Here is a 23,866-nt window from a genome sequence, read left to right on the forward strand (position 1 = left end):
GGCTGAGCCTAGGGGCTGCGTTTCAGCCGTGCAAGCGGCTGGTGTTGCGCTGCCTGGGTTGTGCCAGGTGACTGCCCAAGTGCATCAGCCAGCAGGCTGCAACGAAGGGGGCGGTCAGGCCAGGCACTGGCAGCAGCTTGAACAGCGGTTGCAACAGCAGGGCCAACGCTATTGCCAGCAGCGTCACCCACGGCTTTTCACCTTGCCTGCTGAAGGCCAGTGCCGCCAGTGCGCCATTGAAGCCGTACAGGCCTAACCAGGCGGCTTGCGCCTGATCGGCGAGCAACGCCACGCCGCCACCGATGGCCGAGCCGATCACCGCCCACAGCGCCGCATAGGGGTTGGCGATGAACATGCCGACGATAATCAGCAAGCCGGCCAAGGGCTGGTCGAGCAGGAAGATCTGGCCCACGCCGCGGGCCAACGCGTACAGCGGGTCAGCTTCGACGAAGCCGCTGGGCGAGGGGCTGACGACCAGCAGTGTGGCCCAGCCCAGCATGACGAAGGGGGCGGTATAGGCGACCAGCAACTTGCCGCCGCGCTTGCGCCACTGGTGGGTGATGATGCTGGACAGGCCGCCGGCGGCGATGATCAGCGGCGGCAGGATCGCCGACCAGGGCAGCACGGCGCAGACCAAGATGCCGATCAGTACGCCGTTGTAGCAGTACAGCCCGGCCTGGCGGTCGGCACGGTCATAGCCGCGTGCCTGGGCGGTGAGCAGGCCGGCCAGGGCGCCCAGCAGGGCGCCGCCAACCAGGTTGGGCGCGGTCAGCAGGATGGCTAGCAGGCAGCACAGGCCGCACAGGGGATTGCGCAGCAGCAGCACCTGGCTGAAGCCGTTGAGTAACGCCGTGGCCCAGTCGGGGCACGGGTTGACGAAATTTTTGGTGTACATGGGGCAGTCAGTGAGGTTGATGGGGAGCGGTGGGCCTCTTTGGGCCTCGGTTTTCCGCGGTCGGGTAGAGCGGTATTCGGGGAGGGCCTTGCCCTCCAATCGCGACGCAAGGCCGCTCCCACAGCGTTGTGCCAGCGCGGCCCTGTGGGAGCGGCCTTGCGTCGCGAAAAGGGGCGCAACGCGCCCCCGGCCATCTCAGATCAAAGTCTCGATCCGCAGTGTGTTAGTCGTACCCGGCTTGCCGAAAGGCACGCCAGCGGTGATCAGTAGCGTGTCACCACGGCTGGCCATTCCTTGCGCCTGGGCGATCTCCAGGGCGGTGGAAACCACCTCGTCGACCTGACGCAGGCGGTCGTTGACCACCGAATGCACGCCCCAGGCCACGCTCAGGCGCCGTGCGGTGTTCAGGTTCGGTGTCAGGTTGAGGATCGGTGCCCGCGGCCGCTCACGTGCCGCACGCAGGGTCGAAGCACCCGACTCGCTGTAGTTGACCAGCACCGCCACTGGCAGGATGCCGCTGATGCGGCGGATGGCGCAGCTGATGGCATCCGACACGGTCGCTTCGGCCTTTGGCCGGCCGACGTCGAGCTGGGCCTGATAGTCCGGGCCGTTTTCCACCTGGCGGATGATTTTGCTCATCATCTGCACGGCTTCCAGCGGGTAGTCCCCCGAGGCGGTTTCGGCCGACAGCATCACTGCATCGGCACCTTCGGCCACGGCGTTGGCCACGTCGGTGACTTCGGCCCGGGTTGGCGCTGGCGAGAAACGCATCGACTCGAGCATCTGCGTGGCCACCACAACCGGCTTGCCCAGCTGGCGGCAGGTGCCGATGATGCGCTTCTGGATCTGCGGCACGCTTTCGGCCGGTACTTCCACGCCCAGGTCACCACGGGCCACCATGATGGCGTCTGCCAGTTCGGCAATGGCTTGCAGTTGTTCTACTGCCGATGGCTTCTCGATCTTGGCCATCAGGTAGGCACGGTCGCCAATCAGCTGGCGCGCTTCGACGATGTCTTCAGGGCGCTGGACGAACGACAGCGCTACCCAGTCCACACCCAGCTCCAGGCCAAAGGCCAGGTCGCGGCGGTCTTTTTCGGTGAGCGGGGAGAGGTCGAGCACCGCTTGCGGTACGTTGACGCCCTTGCGGTCGGACAGCTCGCCACCGTTCAGCACTTCGGTGTCGATGGCGTCGCTGTGCTTGGCGGTGACACGCAGGCGCAGCTTGCCGTCGTCCAGCAGCAGGTCCATGCCGGGTTCGAGGGCGGCGATGATTTCGGGGTGCGGCAGGTTGACCCGGCGGCTGTCGCCCGGGGTTTTGTCCAGGTCCAGGCGCAGGGCCTGCCCGCGTTGCAACTGCACCTTGCCTTCGGCGAAGCGGCCAACGCGCAGCTTCGGCCCTTGCAGGTCCATGAGGATTCCCAGCGGGTAGTTCAGCTGTTGCTCGACTTCGCGGATCCACTGGTAGCGCAGGGCGTGGTCGGCATGCTCGCCATGGCTGAAGTTGAGGCGGAAGATGTTCACCCCGGCTTCGACCAGCTGGCGGATATCGTCGATGCCGTTGATCGCAGGGCCAAGGGTGGCGAGGATCTTAACTTTTTTATCAGGCGTCATGATTGGGCAGTCTCGAGGATCAGGATGGCGCGGAAGTCGTTGACGTTGGTGCGAGTCGGTTCGGTGACGATCAGCGCATCCAGCGCGGCGAAGTAGCCGTAGCCGTTGTTGTTGTCCAGTTCGTCGCTGGCCGACAGGCCCAGGGCTTCGGCGCTGGCGTAGCTGGCTGGGGTCATGAAGGCACCGGCGTTTTCTTCCGAGCCATCGATGCCGTCGGTGTCACCGGCCAGGGCGTACACGCCCGGCAGGCCTTTCAGGCTTTCGGTGAGGCTGAGCAGGAACTCGGCGTTGCGCCCGCCACGGCCATTGCCGCGTACGGTCACGGTGGTTTCGCCGCCCGACAGGATCACGCAGGGCGCTTTGAGCGGCTGGCCGTGCTGGACGATTTGCCGGGCGATACCGGCATGCACCTTGGCCACTTCGCGCGATTCGCCTTCCAGGTCGCCGAGGATCAGCGGGCTGAAACCGGCCTGACGGGCTTTGACCGCGGCGGCCTCGAGCGACTGCTGGGGTTTGGCGATCAACTGGAAGTGGCTGCGGGCCAGGGCCGGGTCGTCGGCCTTTACGGTTTCCGAGGCCGGGTTGTTCAGCCAGTCGATGACCGCTTTGGGCGCTTCGATGTTGTAGCGCTTGAGAATGGCCAGGGCGTCGGCCGAGGTGCTCGGGTCGGCCACGGTGGGGCCGGAGGCGATTACCGTGGCGAGGTCGCCCGGTACATCGGAAATGGCATAGGTGTAGACCGTGGCCGGCCAGCAGGCCTTGGCCAGGCGCCCGCCCTTGATCGCCGAGAGGTGCTTGCGCACGCAGTTCATCTCACCGATGGTGGCGCCGGATTTCAGCAGCGCCTTGTTGATCTGCTGCTTGTCGGCCAGGGTCAGGCCTTCGGCAGGCAGGGCCAGCAGCGCCGAGCCACCGCCAGACAGCAGGAAGATGACGCGGTCTTCTTCGTTGAGGTTGCTGACCAGTTCCAGCACACGCTTGGCCACCGCCAGGCCGGCAGCGTCCGGGACCGGGTGGGCGGCTTCGACCACCTCGATCTTCTGGCAGTTGGCGCCGTGGCCATAACGGGTCACGACCAGGCCGGAGACTTCGCCCTGCCAGCTTTTCTCGACCACTTCGGCCATGGCGGCTGCGGCCTTGCCGGCGCCGATGACGATGACCCGGCCGCTTCGATCGGCGGGCAGGTAGGGTTCGAGGACTTGACGGGGGTGGGCGGCGGCGATGGCTGTGTCGAACAGCTCGCGGAGAAGTTTTTGCGGATCGACCGACATGGCAGGCTCCCAATTATTGTTGTTCTGCAGAATCAAAAACGCCCCTGGAACTGCCTCCGTGCAGGCCGAACCAGGGGCGGGTGTTGCTCGGTGCCACTATCTGACTTGTGGTCGCAGGTCAGGCAGCGGATGCTTCATCGCGGGCAAGCCCGCTCCTACAGGTCGCGGATCGAGAAGTTGGCCATGTGCTCCAGGCCTTTGATCAGCGCCGAGTGGTCCCAGTTGCCGCCGCCCAGTGCCTGGCAGGTGTTGAACACTTGCTGGGCATTGGAGGTGTTGGGCAGGTTGATGCCCAGTTCCTTGGCGCCTTGCAGGGCCAGGTTCAGGTCCTTCTGGTGCAGGTTGATGCGGAAGCCCGGGTCGAAGGTGCCCTTGATCATGCGCTCGGCGTGCACTTCGAGGATTTTCGACGAGGCGAAGCCGCCCATCAGTGCTTCGCGCACCTTGGCAGGGTCGGCGCCATTCTTGGCGGCGAACAGCAGGGCCTCAGCCACGGCCTGGATGTTCAGCGCAACGATGATCTGGTTGGCGACCTTGGCGGTCTGGCCGTCACCGTTGCCACCGACGCGGGTGATGTTCTTGCCCATGGCTTCGAACAGCGGCAGGGTGCGCTCGAAGGCTTTCGGGCAGCCACCGACCATGATGCTCAGGGTCGCAGCCTTGGCACCGACTTCACCACCGGACACCGGGGCGTCCAGGTAGGCGGCACCGGTGGCCTTGATTTTTTCGGCGAAGGCTTTGGTGGCGGTTGGCGAGATCGAGCTCATGTCGATCACCACCTTGTTTGGGCCAACGCCTTCGGCCACGCCGTTTTCACCGAACAGGACGCTTTCGACCTGCGGGGTGTCGGGGACCATGACGATGATGAATTCGGCTTCCTGGGCAACCTCTTTCGGGTTGGCCAGGGCCACTGCACCGGCAGCGATCAGGTCGGCTGGCGCGGCGTCGTGGTGGGTGGAAACGAAGATGCTGTGACCTGCTTTTTGCAGGTTCTGGGCCATGGGCTTGCCCATGATGCCGGTGCCGATGAAACCGATTTTAGCCATGAGAGATTACCTCGTTGTATTTGTTGAATCTCGATGGAGCAGACGACGCAGGCCCGTGTAGGAGCGGCCTTGTGTCGCGAAAGGGGTGCGCAGCGCCCCCAGAATTTCAGCCACAGCAGATACTGCCGGGGCTGCTGCGCAGCCCATCGCGACGCAAGGCCGCTCCTACAGGTGCGTGTGCATCCTTAAATAGCGTTGTGCGTTTTCAGCCAGCCCAGGCCCGCTTCGGTGGTGGTCTTGGGCTTGTACTCCGCGCCGATCCAGCCCTGGTAGCCAATGCGGTCCAGGTGTTCGAACAGGAAGCGGTAGTTGATCTCGCCGGTGCCTGGTTCATTGCGGCCGGGGTTGTCGGCCAGCTGGATGTGGTTGATCAGCTTCAGGTTGGCTTCCATGGTGCGAGCCAGGTCACCTTCCATGATCTGCATGTGGTAGATGTCGTACTGCAGGAACAGGTTGTCGCTGCCCACCTCGGCCTGGATTTCCAGCGCCTGTTGAGTGGTGTTCAGGTAGAAGCCGGGGATGTCGCGGGTGTTGATCATTTCCATGACCAGGCGAATACCGGCGGCTTTGAGCTTGTCGGCGGCGTAACGCAGGTTCTCGACGAAGGTCTTGCGCACGGTGGCGCAGTCCGGGCCTTGTGGACGGATGCCGGCCAGGGCGTTGACCTGGGTGTTGCCCAGCACCTTGGCGTACTCGATGGCCTTGTCGACCCCGGCACGGAACTCTTCGATGCGGTCGGGGTGGCAGGTGATACCGCGCTCACCTTTGGCCCAGTCGCCGGCAGGCAGGTTGAACAGCACCTGGGTCAGGCCGTTGGCTTCCAGCTGCTGCTTGATGTCGGCAGCGCTGAAGTCGTACGGGAACAGGTATTCGACGCCGGTGAAGCCAGCATCGGCGGCAGCCTTGAAGCGGGCCAGGAAGTCCTGTTCGGTGAACAGCATGGACAGGTTGGCAGCGAAGCGAGGCATGGGTTGTCTCCTTGCGATGAAGGCCCCCAGGGCGTGCCTGGGGGCGTCAGGCGATCAGTCCAGCAGCGAGATGGCGGTTGGCGCGTCGTTGCCGACCAGGGCCAGGTCTTCGAACTCGTTGACCGCGTTGATCTCGGTGCCCATGGAAATGTTGGTCACACGCTCGAGAATCACTTCAACCACCACCGGCACGCGGAACTCTTCGGCCATCTTCTGTGCCTTGATCAGGGCAGGGGCGATTTCTGCTGGCTCGAACACACGGATGGCCTTGCAACCCAGGCCTTCGACCACGGCGACGTGGTCGACACCGTAGGTGGCAGCGTCGGTCGAGTTGATGTTCTCGAACGCCAGTTGTACACAGTAATCCATGTCGAAGCCACGCTGCGCCTGACGGATCAGGCCCAGGTAGGCGTTGTTGACCAGTACGTGTACGTACGGCAGGTTGAACTGGGCGCCTACCGCCAGTTCTTCGATCATGAACTGGAAGTCGTAGTCACCCGACAGCGCCACAACCTTGCGCTTCGGATCGGCTTTCACCACGCCCAGCGCAGCAGGGATGGTCCAGCCCAGCGGGCCGGCCTGGCCGCAGTTGATCCAGTGGCGAGGCTTGTACACATGCAGGAACTGCGCGCCGGCAATCTGCGACAGGCCGATGGTGCTGACGTAGCAGGTGTCTTTGCCAAATACCTGGTTCATTTCTTCGTAGACGCGCTGCGGCTTGACCGGCACGTTGTCGAAGTGAGTCTTGCGCTGCAGGCTCGACTTGCGCTCCTGGCACTCTTCCAGCCAGGCCTTGCGGCACTTGAGCTTGCCGGCGGCTTTCCACTCGCGGGCCACTTCCAGGAACACGTCCAGTGCCTTACCCGCATCGGAAACGATGCCCAGGTCCGGGGTGAACACGCGGCCGATCTGGGTCGGTTCGATGTCGACGTGCACGAACTTGCGGCCTTCGGTGTAGACATCGACAGAACCGGTATGGCGGTTGGCCCAGCGGTTACCGATACCGAACACGAGGTCGGATTTCAGCAGGGTTGCGTTGCCATAGCGGTGCGAGGTCTGCAGGCCGACCATGCCGACCATCTGGGCGTGGTCGTCCGGGATGGTACCCCAGCCCATCAGGGTCGGGATCACGGGTACGCCGGTCAGTTCGGCGAATTCGACCAGCTTGTCGCTGGCGTCGGCGTTGATGATGCCGCCACCGGCTACCAGCAGTGGGCGCTCGGCGTCATTGAGCAGGGCCAGGGCTTTCTCTGCCTGTACACGGGTGGCGGATGGCTTGTTGACTGCCAGTGGTTCGTAGGCGTCGATGTCGAATTCGATTTCGGCCATCTGCACGTCGAACGGCAGGTCGATCAGCACCGGGCCTGGGCGGCCGGTACGCATTTCATAGAAGGCCTTCTGGAAGGCGTAAGGCACCTGGCCTGGCTCCAGAACGGTGGTCGCCCACTTGGTCACTGGCTTGACGATGCTGGTGATGTCGACAGCCTGGAAGTCTTCCTTGTGCAGGCGGGCACGTGGCGCCTGGCCAGTGATGCACAGAATCGGGATGGAGTCGGCCGAGGCACTGTACAGGCCGGTGACCATGTCGGTGCCGGCAGGGCCGGAAGTGCCGATGCACACACCGATGTTGCCCGGGTTGGCGCGGGTGTAGCCCTCGGCCATGTGCGAGGCACCTTCGACGTGACGAGCGAGGACGTGATCGATGCCACCGACTTTTTTCAGGGCCGAATACAACGGGTTGATGGCAGCCCCCGGGATGCCGAACGCGGTATCTACACCTTCACGGCGCATGACCAGAACGGCTGCATCGATTGCTCTCATTTTGCTCATGGTTTGTGCCTCATCGATTTTGTAATTGTATACAACTTGCTTTGCGACAGAGTGTATTCACGGCTGGCGGCTCAGGTCAATGGGTTTTCATCGACTAAGCTGGCATTCGTCAGAGCGCCCGTGAAAACGAGGGTTTGCGCCATCGCATACGATCGTTTCAAAATATTGTATACAAAAATATCTCTCGTTGTGTTCTATTTGTTCGATCGGTTTTCAACTGCCCTCCGGGCTTCTCACAACAAGAAGAGGACCTTTCCATGAACGTTCTGAACCTGAAAGTCGCCGTCAGCCTGGTGAATGCCGCGCTGGTGGCGGGCCGCAAGATCAATGCCGCGCCGCTGACCGTGGCAGTGCTGGATGCCGGCGGGCACCTGCTGGCGCTGCAGCGCGAGGATGGGGCGAGCCTGATTCGGCCTGAAGTGGCCACTGGCAAAGCCTGGGGGGCGATTGCCCTGGGCAAGGGGTCGCGCTTGCTGGCGCTGGATGCGCAGCAGCGGCCGGCTTTTTTTGCTGCCTTGAACGGGATGGGGGAGCGGCCGGTGGTACCGGCTCCGGGTGGGGTGCTGATTCGTGATCAGGACGGCAAGGTGCTGGGTGCCGTGGGGATCAGCGGCGATACGTCGGATATCGACGAGCAGTGTGCGATCAGTGCGATCGAGGAGGTGGGGTTGCGGGCAGATGCTGGGGTAGCGGCCTAAATCTCTATTGCCTGTTCTGGCCCATTCGCGGGCAAGCCCGCTCCTACAGGGACTCCACAACCTTCAGGCATGTGGATCCTCTGGGAGCGGGCTTGCCCGCGAATGGCCCTTCGAGATGGTTCAGGCTGCCTCAGGCTCACAACCTTTCAAGACCATACGAATGATGGTCTCGGCCGCCGCGTCATAATCACTGTCGGCCAACTTGGCCTTGCCGGTCACCGCAGAAATCTGCCAGTCGAAGTCCGCATAGGTCTGGGTCGCCGCCCAGATGCTGAACATCAGATGATGCGCGTCCACATGGGCGATCTGCCCGCGGTCGATCCAGCGCTGGATGCACTCGATGTTGTGTCGGGCCTGCTCGTTCAACTGCTCGACCTGGTTCGGAGACAGGTGCGGCGCGCCATGCATGATCTCGCTGGCGAACACCTTGGACGCATGGGGCAGGTCACGCGAAATGCGAATCTTCGAACGAATGTACGCACTCAGCACGTCCTTCGGGTCGCCGTCTGCATTGAACGGCGTGGATGCCTGCATGATCGGCGCGATGATGCTTTCCAGGACCTCGCGGTAGAGATTGTCCTTGGACTTGAAGTAGTAATACACGTTCGGCTTGGGCAGGCCGGCCTTGGCCGCGATATCGCTGGTCTTGGTGGCGGCGAAGCCCTTGTCGGCGAATTCCTCGCTGGCCGCGCGCAGGATCAATTCCTTGTTGCGCTCGCGAATGGTGCTCATGGTCAGGGATCTTCCTCGTGTCTGGCCACCTCTAAGGGGGATCGGGCATGGTAGCACCGGCCTCGACGGGCGCTCAAGGCAGCGGCTTTGGGCTAGAATTCGGCACATTGACTTATTTGGATACAAGCAAACATGGCAGGAAGCAGTCTACTGGTACTGATCGACGACATTGCCACGCTGCTGGACGACGTCTCTCTGATGACCAAGGTGGCGGCAAAAAAAACCGCAGGCGTGCTGGGTGACGACCTGGCGCTGAATGCCCAGCAGGTCACCGGTGTGCGCGCCGATCGCGAGCTGCCGGTGGTGTGGGCGGTGGCCAAAGGGTCGTTGCTGAACAAGGCCATTCTGGTGCCGGCGGCCCTGCTGATCAGCGCCTTCATCCCGTGGGCAGTAACGCCACTGCTGATGCTGGGCGGTGCGTACCTGTGCTTCGAGGGTTTCGAGAAGCTGGCGCACAAGTTCTTGCACAGCAAGGAGGAGGATGAGGCGCAGCACGCGGCGCGCAAGGAGGCCGTTGCCGATGCCAGCGTTGACCTGGTGGCTTTCGAAAAAGCCAAGATCAAGGGTGCGGTGCGTACCGACTTCATCCTGTCGGCGGAAATCATCGCCATTACCTTGGGTATCGTGGCTGACTCACCGCTGACCCAGCAGATCATCGTGCTGTCGGGCATTGCGGTGGTGATGACCATTGGTGTGTATGGGTTGGTAGGCGGGATCGTCAAGCTTGACGACCTTGGGCTGTGGATGGCCCGCAAAACCTCCAGGCTGGCTCTGGCAGTGGGTAACGGCATCCTGCGGGCGGCGCCGTACATGATGAAAAGCCTATCGGTGATCGGTACTGCGGCGATGTTCCTGGTTGGGGGTGGGATCCTGGTGCATGGCATCGAGCCGCTGCATCATGCCATCGAGGCGTTCAGCGAAGGGCGAGGTGGGGCGCTGACCGGGGCGTTGCTCAACGGCGGGGTCGGAGTCATCGCAGGTGCTGTGGTGCTGGCGGTGGTAAGCGTTGCGGGGAAATTGTGGCGGGCAGTTCGGCCAGCCAATTGAGGCGTGTGGCCGGGGCTTTGCCCCGGTTCGCGGGTGAACCCGCTCCTACCAGGTACCGCGTTTGCCTTGAACCCGGCGCGGTCCCTGTAGGCGCGGGTTTACCCGCGAATGGGCCGCAAAGCGGCCCCGGTAACCCAGGTCAGAAGTGAACCTTGACCAGGAAGCTCATGGTGTTCTGGTCGGTCGTGAAGGCATCGCTGTCCTTGATGCCGTACTTGTTCTTCCAGTAGTCATACTCCACACCTACATACAGCTGTTTCTCGCCCAGGTGCAGCGCCTTGCCCAGGTCATACTTGATCTGCGGGTTGAAGTGCAGGTTGGCCTGGTAGGTGCCGCGGCGGTTCTCGTCGTTGTCCACCACCCAGTCCATGAAGCCGTCGATCAGTATGTCGGAATCGCCCACCGGAAGGGTGTACGACCACACCGGGGTGATCTGCCACACGTTGTCGCCAGCGCGGCTGCCGTCTGTGGTGCGGTTGTAGAAGTTCAGCTGGAAGTAGTCGAAGCCCGGGATGGCCAGGTCGAAGCCTGGGCCGATCAGGTAAGACTCGGTGTCACCCTCGCCAAACTCGTAGGTCATCGCCAACAGCACGTCCTTGACCGGGCCAAATTCGATCTTCTGGTCGAAAATCTTGCCGAACGACAGGCGTGGGCTGATCTCACCGTAGTAGGTGTTCGGGCCGTTGCCGGCGTCTTTCTGGCCCTGGTAGAAGATCTTGTCGACGAAAATGAAGTTGTCGCCGTACTTCCAGCCATCGGCGTGCTCGAAGGTGACGGTTTGCTGAATCGCCGGGTTGACCTTGAAGTTCTTGCCCCACAGGTAGGTCAGGCTGTTGTTCTGCCATTGCAGCAGGTCGCCGCCGAAGGTGGTGCCGCAGGCCAGCAGGCCGCCGGCGAGAATCAGGCTCTTGATAGTACGCATTGCGAGTGTCGCTCCCTTGATTGATCTGTTGTCAGCGCTCGGTGTCGGCGCTTTTTTTGTCTTTTTAGTCAGCTTTTTTCGATAGGCCACAGCTGTTTGGCAAGGGTTGGGCCAACTTTTCCGGGTTGGCAAAACCTTCCTGCTCGACTTCGTTCTGAACGGATGAAAAGGGTATTTCAGGCTGGCAACACGTTGGCCAACCGCCCGAATTCATTGACTGAGCGGTCAGTAAACGCAGGCAGAATCCGTTCTGCCCTGATCGAGGGGGCGCGCAGATTACTGGCTTGCGCGCCGCGCCTCAAGTGCTCCGTCCTGGAGCGGGGTGGTTCAAACTTGTGCGTTTGGTCAGTTTCTTAGAAATGCACTTTGATCAGCGCACTGGCGACGCTCTGGTTACTGTCCAGGTTGCCGCGGCTGTCAATGCCGTACTTGTCTTTCCAGTAGCTGTATTCAAAGCCGACGTAGAGCTGCTTGGCGCCCAGGTTCAGCGCCTTGCCCAGGTCGTATTTGACCTGCGGGTTGAAGTGCAGGTTGGCGTGATAGGTGCCACGGCGCGTCTGGTCGTTGTCGGTAACCCAGTCCATGTAACCGTCGATCAGGATGTCTGACCGGCCTACGGGGAGGGTGTACGACCAACCGGGGGTAATTTGCCAGACGTTGTCACCGGGGCGGCTGCCTTCGGTGTTGCGCACATAGAAATTGAGGGTGAAATAGTTGAAGCCGGGAATGTTCAAGTCAAAGCCGGGGCCGATCAGGTAGGCTTCGTTGTCGCCTTCGCCACGCTCGTAGGTCATGGCCAGCAGCACGTCCTTGATCGGGCCGAAGGCAAGCTTCTGGTCGAAGATCTTGCCGAACGACAGGCGCGGGCTGAACTCGCCGTAGTAGGTGGTCACGCCTTTACTGGCGTCGGCCTTGCCGTTGTAGAAGATCTTGTCGACGAACATGAAGGTGTCGCCGTACTTCCATTTGTTGGCGTGCTCGAAGGTGATGGTCTGCTGGATATCAGGGTTGACCTTGAAGTCCTTGCCGTACAGGTAGGTCAGGCTTTCGCCGTGCCATTGCAGCCATTCGCCTGCGTGCGAGGGTAGGGTGGCCAGCAGGCTGCTGCCCAACAACAGGGACGTGGTGATGCGCTTCATGTTGTGATTCCCGGACTTATTGTTTTTGTTGGCGGTTTTTTTGGCGCGCAGGCGCCCCGGGCGACCCATTCCGGCGGGTCGACGGCGTAGCGGTTACGGCAGAGGTGAATGAGGGGCGGCAATGCACCGCCCCCCTTGGCTCAATGCTGGTGACAGACGTCGTTGTGCATTGCGCGGTCGGCACCGCCAAGGATGTTGAACAGCACGTTCAACACCAGGGCACAGACCGTGGCCATGGCGATACCGCTGTGGGTGATGGGCTCCATCCACTGTGGCATCTGGGCAAAGAACTCCGGACGCACCACGGGGATCAACCCGAAGCCGACGCTCACGGCAACCAGCAGCTGGTTGCGGCGGTCGCCGATGTCCGCCTCCTGAAGAATCTTGATCCCGGTGGCGGTGACCATGCCAAACATGGCGATGGACGCGCCGCCCAGTACCGCAGGCGGGATCGAGGCAATCAGGAAGGCCGCCTTGGGCAGCAGGCTGAGCAGGATCAGCAGTGCACCGGCCACGATGGTGACATAGCGGCAGCGCACCCCAGTCATCTGCACCAGGCCGATGTTTTGGGCGAACGAGGAGTGGGTGAAGGTGTTGAAGAAGCCCGCAACGAACGACGCACCGGCATCGCACAGCAGGCCGCGGCGCAGCATGCCAGGGGTGACTTCGCGATCGGTCACCTTGCCCAGGGCAAGGAACATGCCGGTGGACTCGACGAAGATGATCACCACCACCAGGCACATGGACAGGATCGGCGCCAGGCTGAAGGTCGGCATGCCAAAGTGCAGCGGGGTGACCACCTGCAACCACGGTGCTTCATTCAGGCCCGACAGGTCGACCATGCCGATGGAGCCGGCCAGGATGTAGCCAAGGCCCATGCCCACCAGTACCGACACGTTGACCCAGAAACCGCGCATGAAGCGGTTGATCAGTAGGATCACGGCCAGTACCAGGCCGGCCACCAGCAGGTAGATCGGCGAACCGAACGTTTCTGCTTCATGGCCGCCACCGGCCCAGTTGACCGCCACCGGGAACAGCGACAGGCCAATCGAGGTGATCACCGTACCGGTGACCAGTGGTGGGAAGAAGCGGACAACCTTGGACATGAACGGCGCGATCAGCATGCCGAAGAACCCGGCAGCGATGGTCGCGCCGAAAATCCCCTGCAGGCCCACGCCGGGCATGCCGGCCATGGCCACCATGCTGCCGACAGCAGCGAAACTGGCACCCATCATCACCGGCATGCGGATGCCCACCGGGCCGATACCGAACGACTGGATGATGGTAGCGATGCCAGCGACCAGCAGGTCGGCGTTGATCAGGAAAGCGACTTCTTCACGGGACAACCCGGCGGCCTGGCCGATGATCAACGGCACGGCGATCGCGCCACCGTACATCAGCAGAACGTGTTGCAGGCCAACCAGGATCAGTTGGAACAGGGGCAAGGGTTCGCGCGGCGGCGCAATGGGGATATACGCCTTGCGTGACTCGGACATGCAGCACCTCGAGTTTTGTTTTTATTCTCGGATCCAAGCGGCAGGCCTCATGCCTGCGCGCTCGATGCTTGCTTGTTGCGTTACACATGAAGCCTGAGGCTGGGGCTACCGGCCTCTTCGCGGGCAAGCCCGCGCCTACAGGGAAGGGTGATTCCCATGAGGGCGGGTTGCCTGGCGAGGTGCTGTCAGTTGACCTGGGCGCCTTTGGCGATCCAGTCGCCGACGAGCTTGCGCTCTTCGCTGGTCATCTGGGTGATGTTGCCCAGCGGCATGATCTGGCTGGCAACCGCTTGCGCCTGAATGCGCGCGGCCTGGGCCTGGATCTGCTGCGGCGTGTCGAACATCACACCGGCAGGGGCGGCGCTGAACAGTGGGCTGGTCGGCTTGGACGAGTGGCACACAGTGCAGCGTTCCTGGATGACAGTGTGGATCTTGCCGAAGTCGCCACCACCGGCCTGGGCAGCGGCCTGGGCCGGTGCCTGCGCAGGTGCGGCGGGTGTTTCGGCAGCCTTGGTGGCGTCCTCGGCACGCTGCTCGGCAGCGGTCTTGCCGCCTACGGCAGTTGCCGGCAGCGGTTGGTACTCGATCTTCGCTGCTGCTTGCTCAGGGCTTACGGCCATCGGTTTAGGGCCGGTCACGTAGGCCAGGCAGATCATCGCCAAGGCGCCGACGGGCAGGGTCCAGGCGTACTTGTTGCTGTCGTGGCGGGTGTTGAAGTAGTGGCGGATCAGAACCGCAGCTACTGCAATGCCGGCCAGGATCAGCCAGTTGTACTGGCTACCGTAGGTGCTCGGGAAATGGTTGCTGATCATGATGAACAGCACCGGCAGGGTGAAGTAGTTGTTGTGACGCGAGCGCAGCAGGCCCTTGGCCGGCAGCACCGGGTCGGGCGTCTGGTTGTTCTCGATCGCCGCCACCAGCTGGCGTTGGGCCGGCATGATGATGCGGAACACGTTACCGACCATGATGGTGCCGATGATCGCGCCGGTGTGCAGGTAGGCACCGCGGCCGCTGAACACCAGGCTGAAGCCCCAGCAGGCAGCGATGATCAGCACGAACAGCACACCACCGAGCAGCGCTGGCTTCTTGCCCAGGGGCGAGTCGCACAGGAAGTCGTAGATGAACCAGCCAGCGATCAGCGAACCGATACCGATAGCCACGCCTTCGGCACCGCTCAGGGTGCTGCCAGGCGCCAGCAGGTACAGGGCCGGGTTCCAGTAGAACACCACGCACAGCAGGGCGATACCGGACATCCAGGTGAAGTAGGCTTCCCATTTGAACCAGTGCAGGTTCTCGGGCATTTTCGGGGGGGCGAGCTTGTATTTCTCCAGGTGGTAGATACCACCGCCGTGAATCGCCCAGAGATCACCCGACAACCCATCGCGCGGGTTGCTTCGGTTCAGGTGGTTCTCCAGCCAGACGAAGTAGAACGATGCACCGATCCAGGCAACGCCGGTGATCATGTGAACCCAGCGAATGCTCAGGTTCAGCCATTCGTGAAGGTGTGCTTCCACAGTATGTACCTCTGCCAGTCACCGAGAAGATGACTGACCTTTTCTTATTGGTGGGGATTGAGGATCAGCATCTGTTCCTCGGTGAAGTAATGCTCATCGCAGTTGTTGCCAGAACCACTGCGATCAACCACCAGGAAATCATCCCGCTTTTCGATCGTCAGCACCGGGTGGTGCCAGACGCCGCGATGGTAATTAACGCCCTGCCTGCCATTACTGCGGAAGGCTCGGACCAAGCCTGATACAGGTGCATCGCCAACGGGCGCGACCACGATCAGAAAGGGGTTGCCGAGCAGCGGGATGAAAGCCTGGCTGCCCAGCGGATGGCGTTCCAGCATGCGCACGGTCAGCGGCATGTCCTGCGCGTCGGCGCGGAAGATGCTGATGATCGCCTTGTCTTCAGGCTCGGCGGTTTCGACCGTGGCGAGCTTGTGAAAGCGCATGGTCGAGCCGTTGTTGATCATGAAGTGGTCGCTGCCGTCGGTTTCGATCACGTCTCCGAACTGGGCGAAGGCTTCTTTGGTCAAGGGCTCGATCATCAAGGTGCGCATGCGGTTATCTCTTCTATTGTTCGTTTTCTGAATAAGGTTCGGCTGTTGCTTACAGCTGCAGCAGGCGGAACAGCGCGATCAGGTTGATCTGCGCCAGGGCTTCCTTGAATTCGGCATCGGCATCGTTGTGGATGCGTTTTTCGAAGGCGGCGAGGATCTGGTGCCGATTGCTGCCCTTTACCGCCATGATGAACGGGAACTGGAACTTGGCCTTGTAGGCATCGTTCAGCTCGGTGAACCGGGCGAACTCTTCGGCGGTGCACTGGTGGATACCGGCACCGGCCTGTTCGTTGGTGCTCGATTCGGTCAGTTCGCCCTGGATGGCGGCCTTGCCTGCCAGGTCCGGGTGAGCATTGATCAGCGCGAGCTGGTCTGCGTGGTTGGCGCTGAGCAGGATGTCGCTCATGCGCTGGTGCAGCGCCTCGATCTCGTCCAGCTCGCCCAGTTGGCCCAGGTCGTAGGCTTTTTCGGCTACCCACGGCGAGTGCTCGTAGATATCGGCGAAGGCCTTGACGAAGGCGTCACGGTCTAGGGCGGATGGTTTGAGGGTATTGAAGGCGGTCATCAGGCGTTCTCTTTCTTGTACGGGTGGGTGGTGTGCCAGTGGCGGGCGATATCCACGCGACGGGCGAACCAGACCTGGTCATGACTTTTTGCGTAATCGACGAAGCGCTTGAGTGCAGCCAGGCGTGCCGGGCGGCCGACCAGGCGGCAGTGCAGGCCGATGGAAAGCATTTTCGGTGTTTCGATGCCTTCGGCGTACAGCACATCAAAGGCGTCTTTCAGGTACTGGAAGAATTGCTCGCCGCAGTTGAAGCCCTGTACCTGGGTGAAGCGCATGTCGTTGGTGTCCAGGGTGTAGGGGATCACCAGGTGCGGCTTGCCGGTGGGGTTGTTCGGCTCCCAGTAGGGCAGGTCGTCGTCGTAGGTGTCGCTGTCATAGAGGAAGCCACCTTCCTCCATCACCAGGCGGCGGGTGTTCGGGCCGGTGCGGCCGGTGTACCAGCCCAGCGGGCGCTCGCCGGTGAGTTCGGTGAGGATACGGATGGCTTCGAGCATGTGCTCGCGCTCCTGGGCCTCGTCCATGTTCTGGTAGTCGATCCAGCGGTAGCCATGGCTGCAGATCTCGTGGCCGGCTTCGACCATGGCGCGGATCACGTCGGGGTGGCGCTGGGCGGCCATGGCCACGGCGAAGATGGTGAGTGGCACGCCGCTGTCCTTGAACAGCTTCAGCAGGCGCCATACACCGGCACGGCTGCCGTATTCATACAGCGACTCCATGCTCATGTTGCGCTGGCCCTGCAGGGGTTGGGCAGCGACCATCTCGGACAGGAAGGCTTCGGATTCCTTGTCACCGTGCAGGATGTTGCGTTCGCCACCTTCCTCGTAATTGAGAACGAAAGACAGCGCGATGCGGGCGTTGCCCGGCCATTGCGGGTGAGGAGGGTTGTTGCCGTAACCGATCAGGTCGCGAGGGTAATCAGCGCTCACTGCAGTCTTCCTTCTTGTGCGTTAGTGCGGGGGGTGGGCGGACCGCGTCGGTATGTCGCACCACCGGATGGGCTGATTGTATACAACTTCTGAAATCTTTTGTAAGCCTGTTTTTCCGCATTTCTTCCCTTTTGTCGCCTCGCAGCGCCTTGGAAAAACAGTGCAAGAAACCTGCCTGATTGGTCAGCTTATGACATTAGGGTCTGCGGCGGCCCTGTATTTGCGACCGGTGGGTCGTTTCTGGGCAAGAATCGCCGGGCGCGACAGAAGGGATCAAAAAATTGTGTACAATTTTGCGATGGAATGTCTTAATGGCGTCATTCCCGCACATCGCAGACCCTATGGGGTGGCGATGGCCGTGTATTTTTTGCCCACAGATTGAACAAGAGGCGACAAGCAATGGGACGTTTGACCACACACGTACTGGATGCCGCGCATGGCTGCCCGGGCAGCTCGATCAAGGTCGAGCTGTACCGCGTCGAAGGCCAGCAGCTGGAGCTGGTAAACACCGCCCTGACCAACAGCGATGGCCGCGTAGACGCGCCGCTGCTGCAGGGGGACGATTACCGCACTGGCGTTTACCAGTTGCAGTTCAGCGCTGGGGATTACTACCGCGCCCGTGGCGTCCAATTGCCGGCCCAGGCGTTTCTGGATGTTGTCGTGCTGCGTTTTGGCATCGACGAGTCGCAGGAGCACTACCACGTGCCACTGCTGATTTCGCCGTACAGCTATTCGACCTATCGTGGAAGCTAGTTGGTCGCTAGAAGAATCTTCGTAGGTCCTTTGGCCCGCTCTCACACTGGCGGGCTTTTTTTCGTCTGCTGTTTTTGCGTTGCCTGTGCCGGCCTCTTCGCGGGTAAACCCGCTCCTACGGGCGGGCTGTATCCAGCTGTCCACCACACCGTTGTAGGAGCGGGTTTACCCGCGAATACGGTGGTGGCGGCAACGGTGAACGGCGGGTGGAGATTGGCCAGCAGGGCCGGCCCTTTCGCGGGTAAACCCGCTCCTACCGGCGGGCTGTATCCAGCTGCCCACCACCGTTGTAGGAGCGGGCTGTATCCAACTTTCCACCACCGTTGTAGGCGCGGGTTTACCCGCGAATACGGTGGCGGCGGCAACTGTGAACGGCGGGTGGAGATTGGCCAGCAGGGCCGGCCCTCTCGCGGGTAAACCCGCTCCTACGGGTGCAGGCCTTTTGCTCGGTCAGAGGAACACGAACTTGGCAATGAAGATTGCGCACAGTACCCACAGGCTGGCCGAGATTTCCTTGTATTTGCCGGTACCTGCCTTCAACGCCACATAGCTGATAAAGCCCAGGGCAATACCATCGGCGACCGAGAACGTCAGCGGCATCATGATCACCGTGACAATCGCCGGAATGCTGTCGGTGGCCTCATCCCAATGGATGTGCGCCATGCTGCCCATCATCAGCATGGCTACGTAGATCAGCGCCCCTGCTGTCGCGTAGGCCGGAATCATGCCGGCCAGCGGCGCGAAGAACATCGCGGCGATGAACAGCAGGCCTACCACCACCGCCGTCAGGCCTGTTCGGCCACCTGCGGCAACACCCGCAGCACTCTCCACATAGCTGGTCACTGGCGGCACACCTACCACCGCACCGAACACGCTCGAGGCACTGTCAGCCTTCAACGCCTTCGACAGGTTCTCGATACGCCCGTCCGGCGCCACCAGGTTGGCCCGTTGCGCCACGCCCATCAGGGTGCCGGCAGTGTCGAACATGTGCACGAAGAGGAACGCCAGCACCACGCTGATCATGCTGACGTTGAACACGCCAGCCACGTCCATGGCCATCCAGGTCGGCGCCAGGCTCGGCGGCATCGACATCACCCCGCCAAATTTGACCAGGCCCAGGCCCCAGCCGGCCAGGGTGACGCCGATGATGCTGATCAGGATCGCGCCGAACACCCGCTTGTAGCTGAGGATGGCAATCAGCAGGAAGCACACGGCTGCCAGCAGAGGCCCCGGCTCATGCAGCGAGCCCAGCTTGATGAGGGTGGCAGGGCTGTCGACGATGATGCCTGCGGTCTTCAGGCCGATCAGCCCGAGAAACAATCCGACGCCGGCCCCCATGGCATGGCGCAGGCTGACCGGGATGCTGTTGAGCAGCCATTCGCGCACTTTCGACAAGGTCAGGAACATGAACAGCACGCCCGAGACGAATACCGCCCCCAGCGCCGTTTCCCAGTTGTAGCCCATGGTGCCGACTACGGTGTAGGTAAAGAAGGCATTGAGCCCCATGCCCGGCGCCAGGCCCACCGGCCAGTTGGCATACAGGCCCATCAGCAGGCAGCCCAGCGCGGCGGCGATGCAGGTGGCGACAAAAGCGGCACCATGGTCGATGCCGGCGTCGGCCATGATGTTGGGGTTGACGAAGATGATGTAGGCCATGGTGATGAAGGTGGTCACCCCAGCGATCATTTCGGTTCTGACAGTGCTGCCGTGTTGCTTGAGTTTGAAAATCCGCTCCAGCCAGCTCGTTTCGAGCGGTGGGGCAAGATCCAGCGTAGGGGCTTCGGATTTGCGGCTTTCCACAGCGAGTACTCCTCAAGTCGTTCTTGTTGTTATGGAGCCAGTTTCCTGAGCGAGGCACTTGGCGGCTCCGCGGGGAAGGCAGACGTCTGACCGTTTTGTTGACTTATGGGTCAAGAAGTTGCTCGATGGATTATGCTTTTGTGTACAAATAAAGCAAATAATGTTTTATGTTTTGTGTGCGCAATGTGTCGTACAACGGCTATATAGGTAAAACGCCCCCTGCGGAATCGCCTCAGCCTGTGTACAATGGCGCCATACTTTCTCTTCGTGCCTCGAGAGCCCATGAACGAACAGCTGCAACCTCTGAAGAAACCTGCACGAGTCGGCAAGGCCGGCCGCAGCGGTACCCAGGACGACATCGTCTACGCGCATATTTTCGAGGCGATCCTCGAGCAGCGTCTGGCCCCGGGCACCAAGTTGAGCGAGGAAGCGCTGGGCGAGATCTTTGGCGTCAGCCGCACCATCATCCGCCGCGCCTTGTCGCGTCTGGCCCACGAAAGCGTGGTGCTGCTGCGGCCGAACCGCGGCGCAGTGGTGGCCAGCCCGACCGTGGAGGAGGCGCGCCAGGTGTTCTTCTCGCGGCGCATGGTCGAACGTGCCATCACCGAGCTGGCGGTGCAGCATGCCACCCCCGAACAGCTTAACGAGCTGCGGCAGATGGTGCGTGAGGAGCGCGACAGCTTTTCGCGCGGTGACCGGGGTGCCGGCATTCGCCTGTCCGGTGAGTTCCACCTCAAGCTGGCCGAAGCGGCGGGCAATGCACCGCTGGTAAGCTTCCAGCGCAGCCTGGTATCGCAGACCTCGCTGATCATTGCCCAGTACGAAAGCGGCAACCGCTCGCACTGCTCTTACGATGAGCACATGCAGCTTATCGACGCCATCGAGGCGCGCGATGCCGAGCAGGCCGTAAGCCTGATGATGCACCACATGGACCACATCGACAGCAAGCTGAACCTGGACGAGGAGAGCGCCTCGGACGATTTGCATGCGGTGTTCTCGCACCTGTTGAAAAAGCCCAAGGTTTCTATCAAGGGTTGATCGTTTGCTGCGTGATTCAGGGGGCTGCCAGGCAGCCCCAGCCACTACTGGCCTTAACCCAAAGGTCTGCTAAATTCTTGTGAGCAAACCTTCATCAAGCAGTTGGGCTTGCGCATCCGTTGCGTTCAACTTCTTGAGGAATGGATTCATGAGCATGTCCCTGGGTAAACGCATGGGTGCCGAACTGATCGGCACCTTCTGGCTGGTCCTTGGTGGCTGTGGCAGTGCGGTACTCGCAGCCAGTTCCCCTCTCGGCATCGGTGTGCTCGGTGTCGCCTTCGCCTTCGGCCTCACCGTACTGACCATGGCCTTCGCCATCGGCCATATCTCGGGTTGTCACCTGAACCCTGCCGTGTCGTTCGGGCTGGTGGTCGGCGGGCGCTTCCCGGCCAAAGAGCTGCTGCCTTATATGATCGCCCAGGTGATCGGCGCCATCCTGGCGGCCGCGGTGATCTACCTCATCGCCAGCGGCAAGGCCGGTTTCGAGCTGTCTTCGGGGTTGGCTTCAAACGGCTACGCCGACCACTCGCCCGGTGGCTATACGCTGGGTGCGGGTTTTGTCAGTGAAGTGGTGATGACGGCGATGTTCCTGGTGGTAATCATGGGGGCGACCGACGCCCGCGCACCGGCAGGTTTTGCACCCATCGCCATCGGCCTGGCCCTGACCCTGATCCACCTGATCTCGATCCCGGTGACCAATACCTCGGTCAACCCCGCGCGTAGCACGGGGCCGGCCCTGTTCGTCGGTGGCTGGGCCCTGCAACAGTTGTGGCTGTTCTGGGTGGCGCCGCTGATCGGTGCTGCAATCGGCGGCGCGCTGTATCGGGGCCTGGCGAAAGAACCTTAACGCTGGTGCACGCAGCGCCCGGCGGCGTAGGTTTCACGCACGGTACGGTCATCGCCCAGGGTGGTGAGCACGAACAAGGTTTCTTCGATGCTGTTGGACTGCTGGATGCGGTAGTCCAGTAGTGGTGTGGCCTTGTAGTCCAGCACCACGAAGTCGGCATCGTTGCCCGGGCGCAGGCTACCGATACGGTCGTCCAGGCGGAGTGCGCGGGCGCCGCCGAGGGTGGCCAGGTACAGCGATTTGTACGGATGCAGGCGCGCGCCTTGCAGCTGCATCACCTTGTATGCCTCGTTCAGGGTGTTAAGCAGAGAGAAGCTGGTGCCGGCGCCAACGTCGGTGCCCAGGCCCACGTTGACCTTGAACCGCTCGGCCTGGGGCAAGTTGAACAGGCCGCTGCCGAGGAACAGGTTGGAGGTGGGGCAGAAGGCCACGGCCGAGCCGGTTTCGGCCAGGCGTTGGCACTCTTCGTCGCACAGGTGTACGCCGTGGGCAAACACCGAGCGCTCGCCCAGCAGTTCGAAGTGATCGTAGACGTCCAGATAACCCTTCTGCTCGGGGAACAGTGACTTGACCCAGTCGATTTCCTTGAGGTTTTCCGACAGGTGCGTGTGCATGTACACGCCGGGGTGTTCCTTGAGCAGTTGGCCGGCCAGGGTCAACTGTTGCGGCGTGCTGGTCGGGGCGAACCGCGGGGTAACGGCATAATGCAGGCGGCCCTTGCCGTGCCAGCGCTCGATCAGTGCCTTGCTTTCGGCATAGCCGGATTCGGCGGTGTCGGTCAGGTAGTCTGGGGCATTGCGGTCCATCATCACCTTGCCGGCGATCAGGCGCAGGTCCAGGCGCTCGGCCTCTTCGAACAGGGCATTCACCGACTCCGGGTGCACGCTGCCAAACACCAGCGCAGTGGTGGTGCCGTTGCGCAGCAGTTCCTTGAGGAAGATCTTCGCCACCTGGTCGGCGTGGCCTTTGTCGGCGAACTGCTTTTCGCACGGGAAGGTGTAGGTGTTCAGCCAGTCCAGCAACTGCTCGCCGTAGGAGCCGATCATGCCGGTCTGCGGGAAGTGGATGTGGGTATCGATGAAGCCCGGCGTGATGAGCGCGTCCTGATAGTGCTCGACCGGGATGCCGGCATCCAGCGTCGGCAGCAGTTCACTGGCGTGGCCAACGGCGCTTATGCGGCCATCGTCGACCACCAGCAGGCCGTCTTCGTAGTATTCATGGGAAGCCTCCAGGCCCACCTCGGCCGGGTCGGCAATGCTGTGCAGGATGGCGGCACGGTAGGCTTTGCGGGTAACGGTCATAACACACTCGTCAAATGGCTTGGCTGCGCCGTGAGGGCGGCAGCAACTGGGCAATGGGGCCGGCATTGGCGGCAGCGTCGTGCTGGCCGAAGCAGGCGTTGTAAGTGGCAATGATTTCACCGGCGATAGACACGGCGATCTCGATGGGCAGCTTGCCCTTGACCTCGGCCAGGCCCATCGGGCAGCGCATGCGGGCCATGACGGCCTCGTCGAAGCCTCGCTCGCGCAGGCGGTGCTCGAACTTGACCCGTTTGGTCTTCGAGCCGATCAGGCCGAACCAGGTGAAATCGTTGCGCTTGAGAATGGCGGCGGTCAGCTCCAGGTCGAGCTGGTGGTTGTGGGTCATGACGATGCAGTAGCTGCCGGGCGGCAGGTCTGCGACTTCGTCGACCGGTTCCTCACTGACGACCTTGGTCACCCCTTTTGGGATGAGTTCGGGGAATTCCTGTTCACGCGAGTCGATCCAGCGCACCCGGCAGGGGAGCGCGGCGAGCAAGGGTACCAGAGCCCTGCCGACATGGCCCGCGCCGAACACGGCGATCTGCGCCTGCACTGCGGCCATCGGCTCGAACAGCAGCACGGTGGCGCCGCCGCAACACTGGCCCAGGCTGGCGCCGAGGCTGAAGCGCTCCAGGTGCGGGGTGGTGCGCTGCTCGTCGAGCATTTGCCGGGCGATGTGCAAGGCCTTGTATTCGAGGTGCCCGCCGCCGATGGTGTCGAACAGGCCGCTGGCGCTGACCACCATCTTTGAGCCGGCATTGCGCGGTGTCGAGCCGCGTTCCTCGATGATGGTCACCAGCACGCAAGCTTCGCCACGGGACTGGTGGTCGGCGAGGGCGTTGATCCATTGGTGCATGATGCAACCTCTCTAAGCCATGCTGCCGACCCTTGTAGGAGCGGGTTTACCCGCGAATGCGGC

General features: G+C 62.1%; 23 protein-coding genes. 6 read left to right on the top strand and 17 right to left on the bottom strand.

From position 1 onward, the window contains the following. Positions 1–22: 22 nt before the first annotated feature. From LVS58_RS21555 to gcl, 6 genes are all read right to left on the bottom strand, one after another. On the bottom strand, positions 23–895 hold the full coding sequence (locus LVS58_RS21555) for an urea transporter (protein ID WP_233692733.1): 873 nt from the start codon (positions 893–895) through the stop codon (positions 23–25). Between the two features lie 195 nt (positions 896–1,090). Beyond that, a complete protein-coding gene (gene pyk / locus LVS58_RS21560) occupies positions 1,091–2,506 on the bottom strand; it encodes a pyruvate kinase (protein ID WP_003254349.1) in 1,416 nt (471 codons plus the stop codon). Further along, complete coding sequence (locus LVS58_RS21565; RefSeq protein WP_003254348.1) at positions 2,503–3,777, bottom strand: glycerate kinase type-2 family protein; 1,275 nt, start codon at positions 3,775–3,777, stop codon at positions 2,503–2,505. Before LVS58_RS21565 ends, pyk begins: the two co-directional genes overlap by 4 nt. Before the next feature lie 155 nt (positions 3,778–3,932). After that, positions 3,933–4,823 carry a 2-hydroxy-3-oxopropionate reductase gene (locus LVS58_RS21570; RefSeq protein ID WP_233692734.1) on the bottom strand — a complete coding sequence of 297 codons (891 nt, stop codon included), beginning with the start codon at positions 4,821–4,823 and terminating at the stop codon, positions 3,933–3,935. 185 nt (positions 4,824–5,008) lie between these two features. Then, on the bottom strand, positions 5,009–5,791 hold the full coding sequence (hyi, locus tag LVS58_RS21575; protein ID WP_233692735.1) for a hydroxypyruvate isomerase: 783 nt from the start codon (positions 5,789–5,791) through the stop codon (positions 5,009–5,011). Positions 5,792–5,845: 54 nt separating this feature from the next. Then, complete coding sequence (gcl, locus tag LVS58_RS21580) at positions 5,846–7,621, bottom strand: glyoxylate carboligase (RefSeq protein ID WP_233692736.1); 1,776 nt, start codon at positions 7,619–7,621, stop codon at positions 5,846–5,848. Positions 7,622–7,878: 257 nt separating this feature from the next. On the opposite strand from gcl, the gene LVS58_RS21585 reads away from it, so the two are divergent. Beyond that, the gene (locus tag LVS58_RS21585) at positions 7,879–8,319 is read left to right on the top strand and encodes a GlcG/HbpS family heme-binding protein (RefSeq protein ID WP_010955037.1); all 441 of its coding nucleotides are present in this window, start codon (positions 7,879–7,881) and stop codon (positions 8,317–8,319) included. Between the two features lie 120 nt (positions 8,320–8,439). Here LVS58_RS21585 and LVS58_RS21590 read toward each other — a convergent pair whose 3' ends face one another. After that, positions 8,440–9,051: a TetR/AcrR family transcriptional regulator gene (locus tag LVS58_RS21590; protein ID WP_233692737.1), complete on the bottom strand. Its 612-nt coding sequence runs from the start codon at positions 9,049–9,051 to the stop codon at positions 8,440–8,442. Between the two features lie 132 nt (positions 9,052–9,183). On the opposite strand from LVS58_RS21590, the gene LVS58_RS21595 reads away from it, so the two are divergent. Next, positions 9,184–10,098 carry a DUF808 domain-containing protein gene (locus LVS58_RS21595; RefSeq protein WP_233692738.1) on the top strand — a complete coding sequence of 305 codons (915 nt, stop codon included), beginning with the start codon at positions 9,184–9,186 and terminating at the stop codon, positions 10,096–10,098. Positions 10,099–10,237: 139 nt separating this feature from the next. Here the strand turns inward: LVS58_RS21595 and LVS58_RS21600 are convergent, their stop codons facing one another. The 7 genes from LVS58_RS21600 to puuE form a co-directional block, all read right to left on the bottom strand. Next, complete coding sequence (locus LVS58_RS21600) at positions 10,238–11,020, bottom strand: outer membrane protein OmpK (protein ID WP_233692739.1); 783 nt, start codon at positions 11,018–11,020, stop codon at positions 10,238–10,240. Between the two features lie 353 nt (positions 11,021–11,373). Beyond that, positions 11,374–12,159, bottom strand: a complete 786-nt coding sequence (locus tag LVS58_RS21605) for an outer membrane protein OmpK (protein WP_233692740.1) — start codon at positions 12,157–12,159, stop codon at positions 11,374–11,376. Between the two features lie 140 nt (positions 12,160–12,299). After that, on the bottom strand, positions 12,300–13,655 hold the full coding sequence (locus tag LVS58_RS21610) for a nucleobase:cation symporter-2 family protein (RefSeq protein ID WP_233692741.1): 1,356 nt from the start codon (positions 13,653–13,655) through the stop codon (positions 12,300–12,302). A gap of 185 nt (positions 13,656–13,840) precedes the next feature. Then, positions 13,841–15,169 carry a urate hydroxylase PuuD gene (locus tag LVS58_RS21615; protein ID WP_233692742.1) on the bottom strand — a complete coding sequence of 443 codons (1,329 nt, stop codon included), beginning with the start codon at positions 15,167–15,169 and terminating at the stop codon, positions 13,841–13,843. A 44-nt stretch (positions 15,170–15,213) separates the two neighbouring features. Continuing rightward, on the bottom strand, positions 15,214–15,717 hold the full coding sequence (locus LVS58_RS21620) for an ureidoglycolate lyase (RefSeq protein ID WP_003254333.1): 504 nt from the start codon (positions 15,715–15,717) through the stop codon (positions 15,214–15,216). 49 nt (positions 15,718–15,766) lie between these two features. Continuing rightward, on the bottom strand, positions 15,767–16,282 hold the full coding sequence (gene uraD, locus LVS58_RS21625) for a 2-oxo-4-hydroxy-4-carboxy-5-ureidoimidazoline decarboxylase (RefSeq protein ID WP_004576924.1): 516 nt from the start codon (positions 16,280–16,282) through the stop codon (positions 15,767–15,769). Next, positions 16,282–17,208, bottom strand: a complete 927-nt coding sequence (gene puuE / locus LVS58_RS21630; RefSeq protein WP_233692743.1) for an allantoinase PuuE — start codon at positions 17,206–17,208, stop codon at positions 16,282–16,284. The genes uraD and puuE overlap by 1 nt, the downstream gene beginning before the upstream one ends. A gap of 76 nt (positions 17,209–17,284) precedes the next feature. Here puuE and LVS58_RS21635 point away from each other — a divergent pair, with 76 nt between their 5' ends. Together LVS58_RS21635 and uraH are read left to right on the top strand one after the other, a co-directional pair. Continuing rightward, positions 17,285–17,590, top strand: coding sequence for a hypothetical protein (locus LVS58_RS21635; RefSeq protein WP_233692744.1), 306 nt, complete (start codon positions 17,285–17,287; stop codon positions 17,588–17,590). 17 nt (positions 17,591–17,607) lie between these two features. Further along, complete coding sequence (gene uraH / locus LVS58_RS21640) at positions 17,608–17,961, top strand: hydroxyisourate hydrolase (protein WP_003254328.1); 354 nt, start codon at positions 17,608–17,610, stop codon at positions 17,959–17,961. Between the two features lie 450 nt (positions 17,962–18,411). Here uraH and LVS58_RS21645 read toward each other — a convergent pair whose 3' ends face one another. Then, positions 18,412–19,761 carry an NCS2 family permease gene (locus tag LVS58_RS21645; RefSeq protein ID WP_013973528.1) on the bottom strand — a complete coding sequence of 450 codons (1,350 nt, stop codon included), beginning with the start codon at positions 19,759–19,761 and terminating at the stop codon, positions 18,412–18,414. Between the two features lie 282 nt (positions 19,762–20,043). On the opposite strand from LVS58_RS21645, the gene LVS58_RS21650 reads away from it, so the two are divergent. After that, entirely contained in the window at positions 20,044–20,799 is a 756-nt protein-coding gene (locus LVS58_RS21650; protein ID WP_233692745.1) for a GntR family transcriptional regulator, read from the top strand. A gap of 148 nt (positions 20,800–20,947) precedes the next feature. Continuing rightward, positions 20,948–21,646, top strand: coding sequence for an aquaporin Z (aqpZ, locus tag LVS58_RS21655; RefSeq protein WP_233692746.1), 699 nt, complete (start codon positions 20,948–20,950; stop codon positions 21,644–21,646). Here the strand turns inward: aqpZ and guaD are convergent. Next, a complete protein-coding gene (guaD, locus tag LVS58_RS21660; protein ID WP_233692747.1) occupies positions 21,643–22,947 on the bottom strand; it encodes a guanine deaminase in 1,305 nt (434 codons plus the stop codon). The two genes, aqpZ and guaD, sit on opposite strands and share 4 nt — an antisense overlap. Positions 22,948–22,957: 10 nt before the next feature. Then, a complete protein-coding gene (gene xdhC / locus LVS58_RS21665) occupies positions 22,958–23,803 on the bottom strand; it encodes a xanthine dehydrogenase accessory protein XdhC (RefSeq protein WP_233692748.1) in 846 nt (281 codons plus the stop codon). Positions 23,804–23,866: the final 63 nt, after the last annotated feature.

The organism is Pseudomonas sp. JR33AA (genome assembly GCF_021378985.1).
GTDB classification, from domain to species: Bacteria; Pseudomonadota; Gammaproteobacteria; order Pseudomonadales; family Pseudomonadaceae; genus Aquipseudomonas; species Aquipseudomonas alloputida.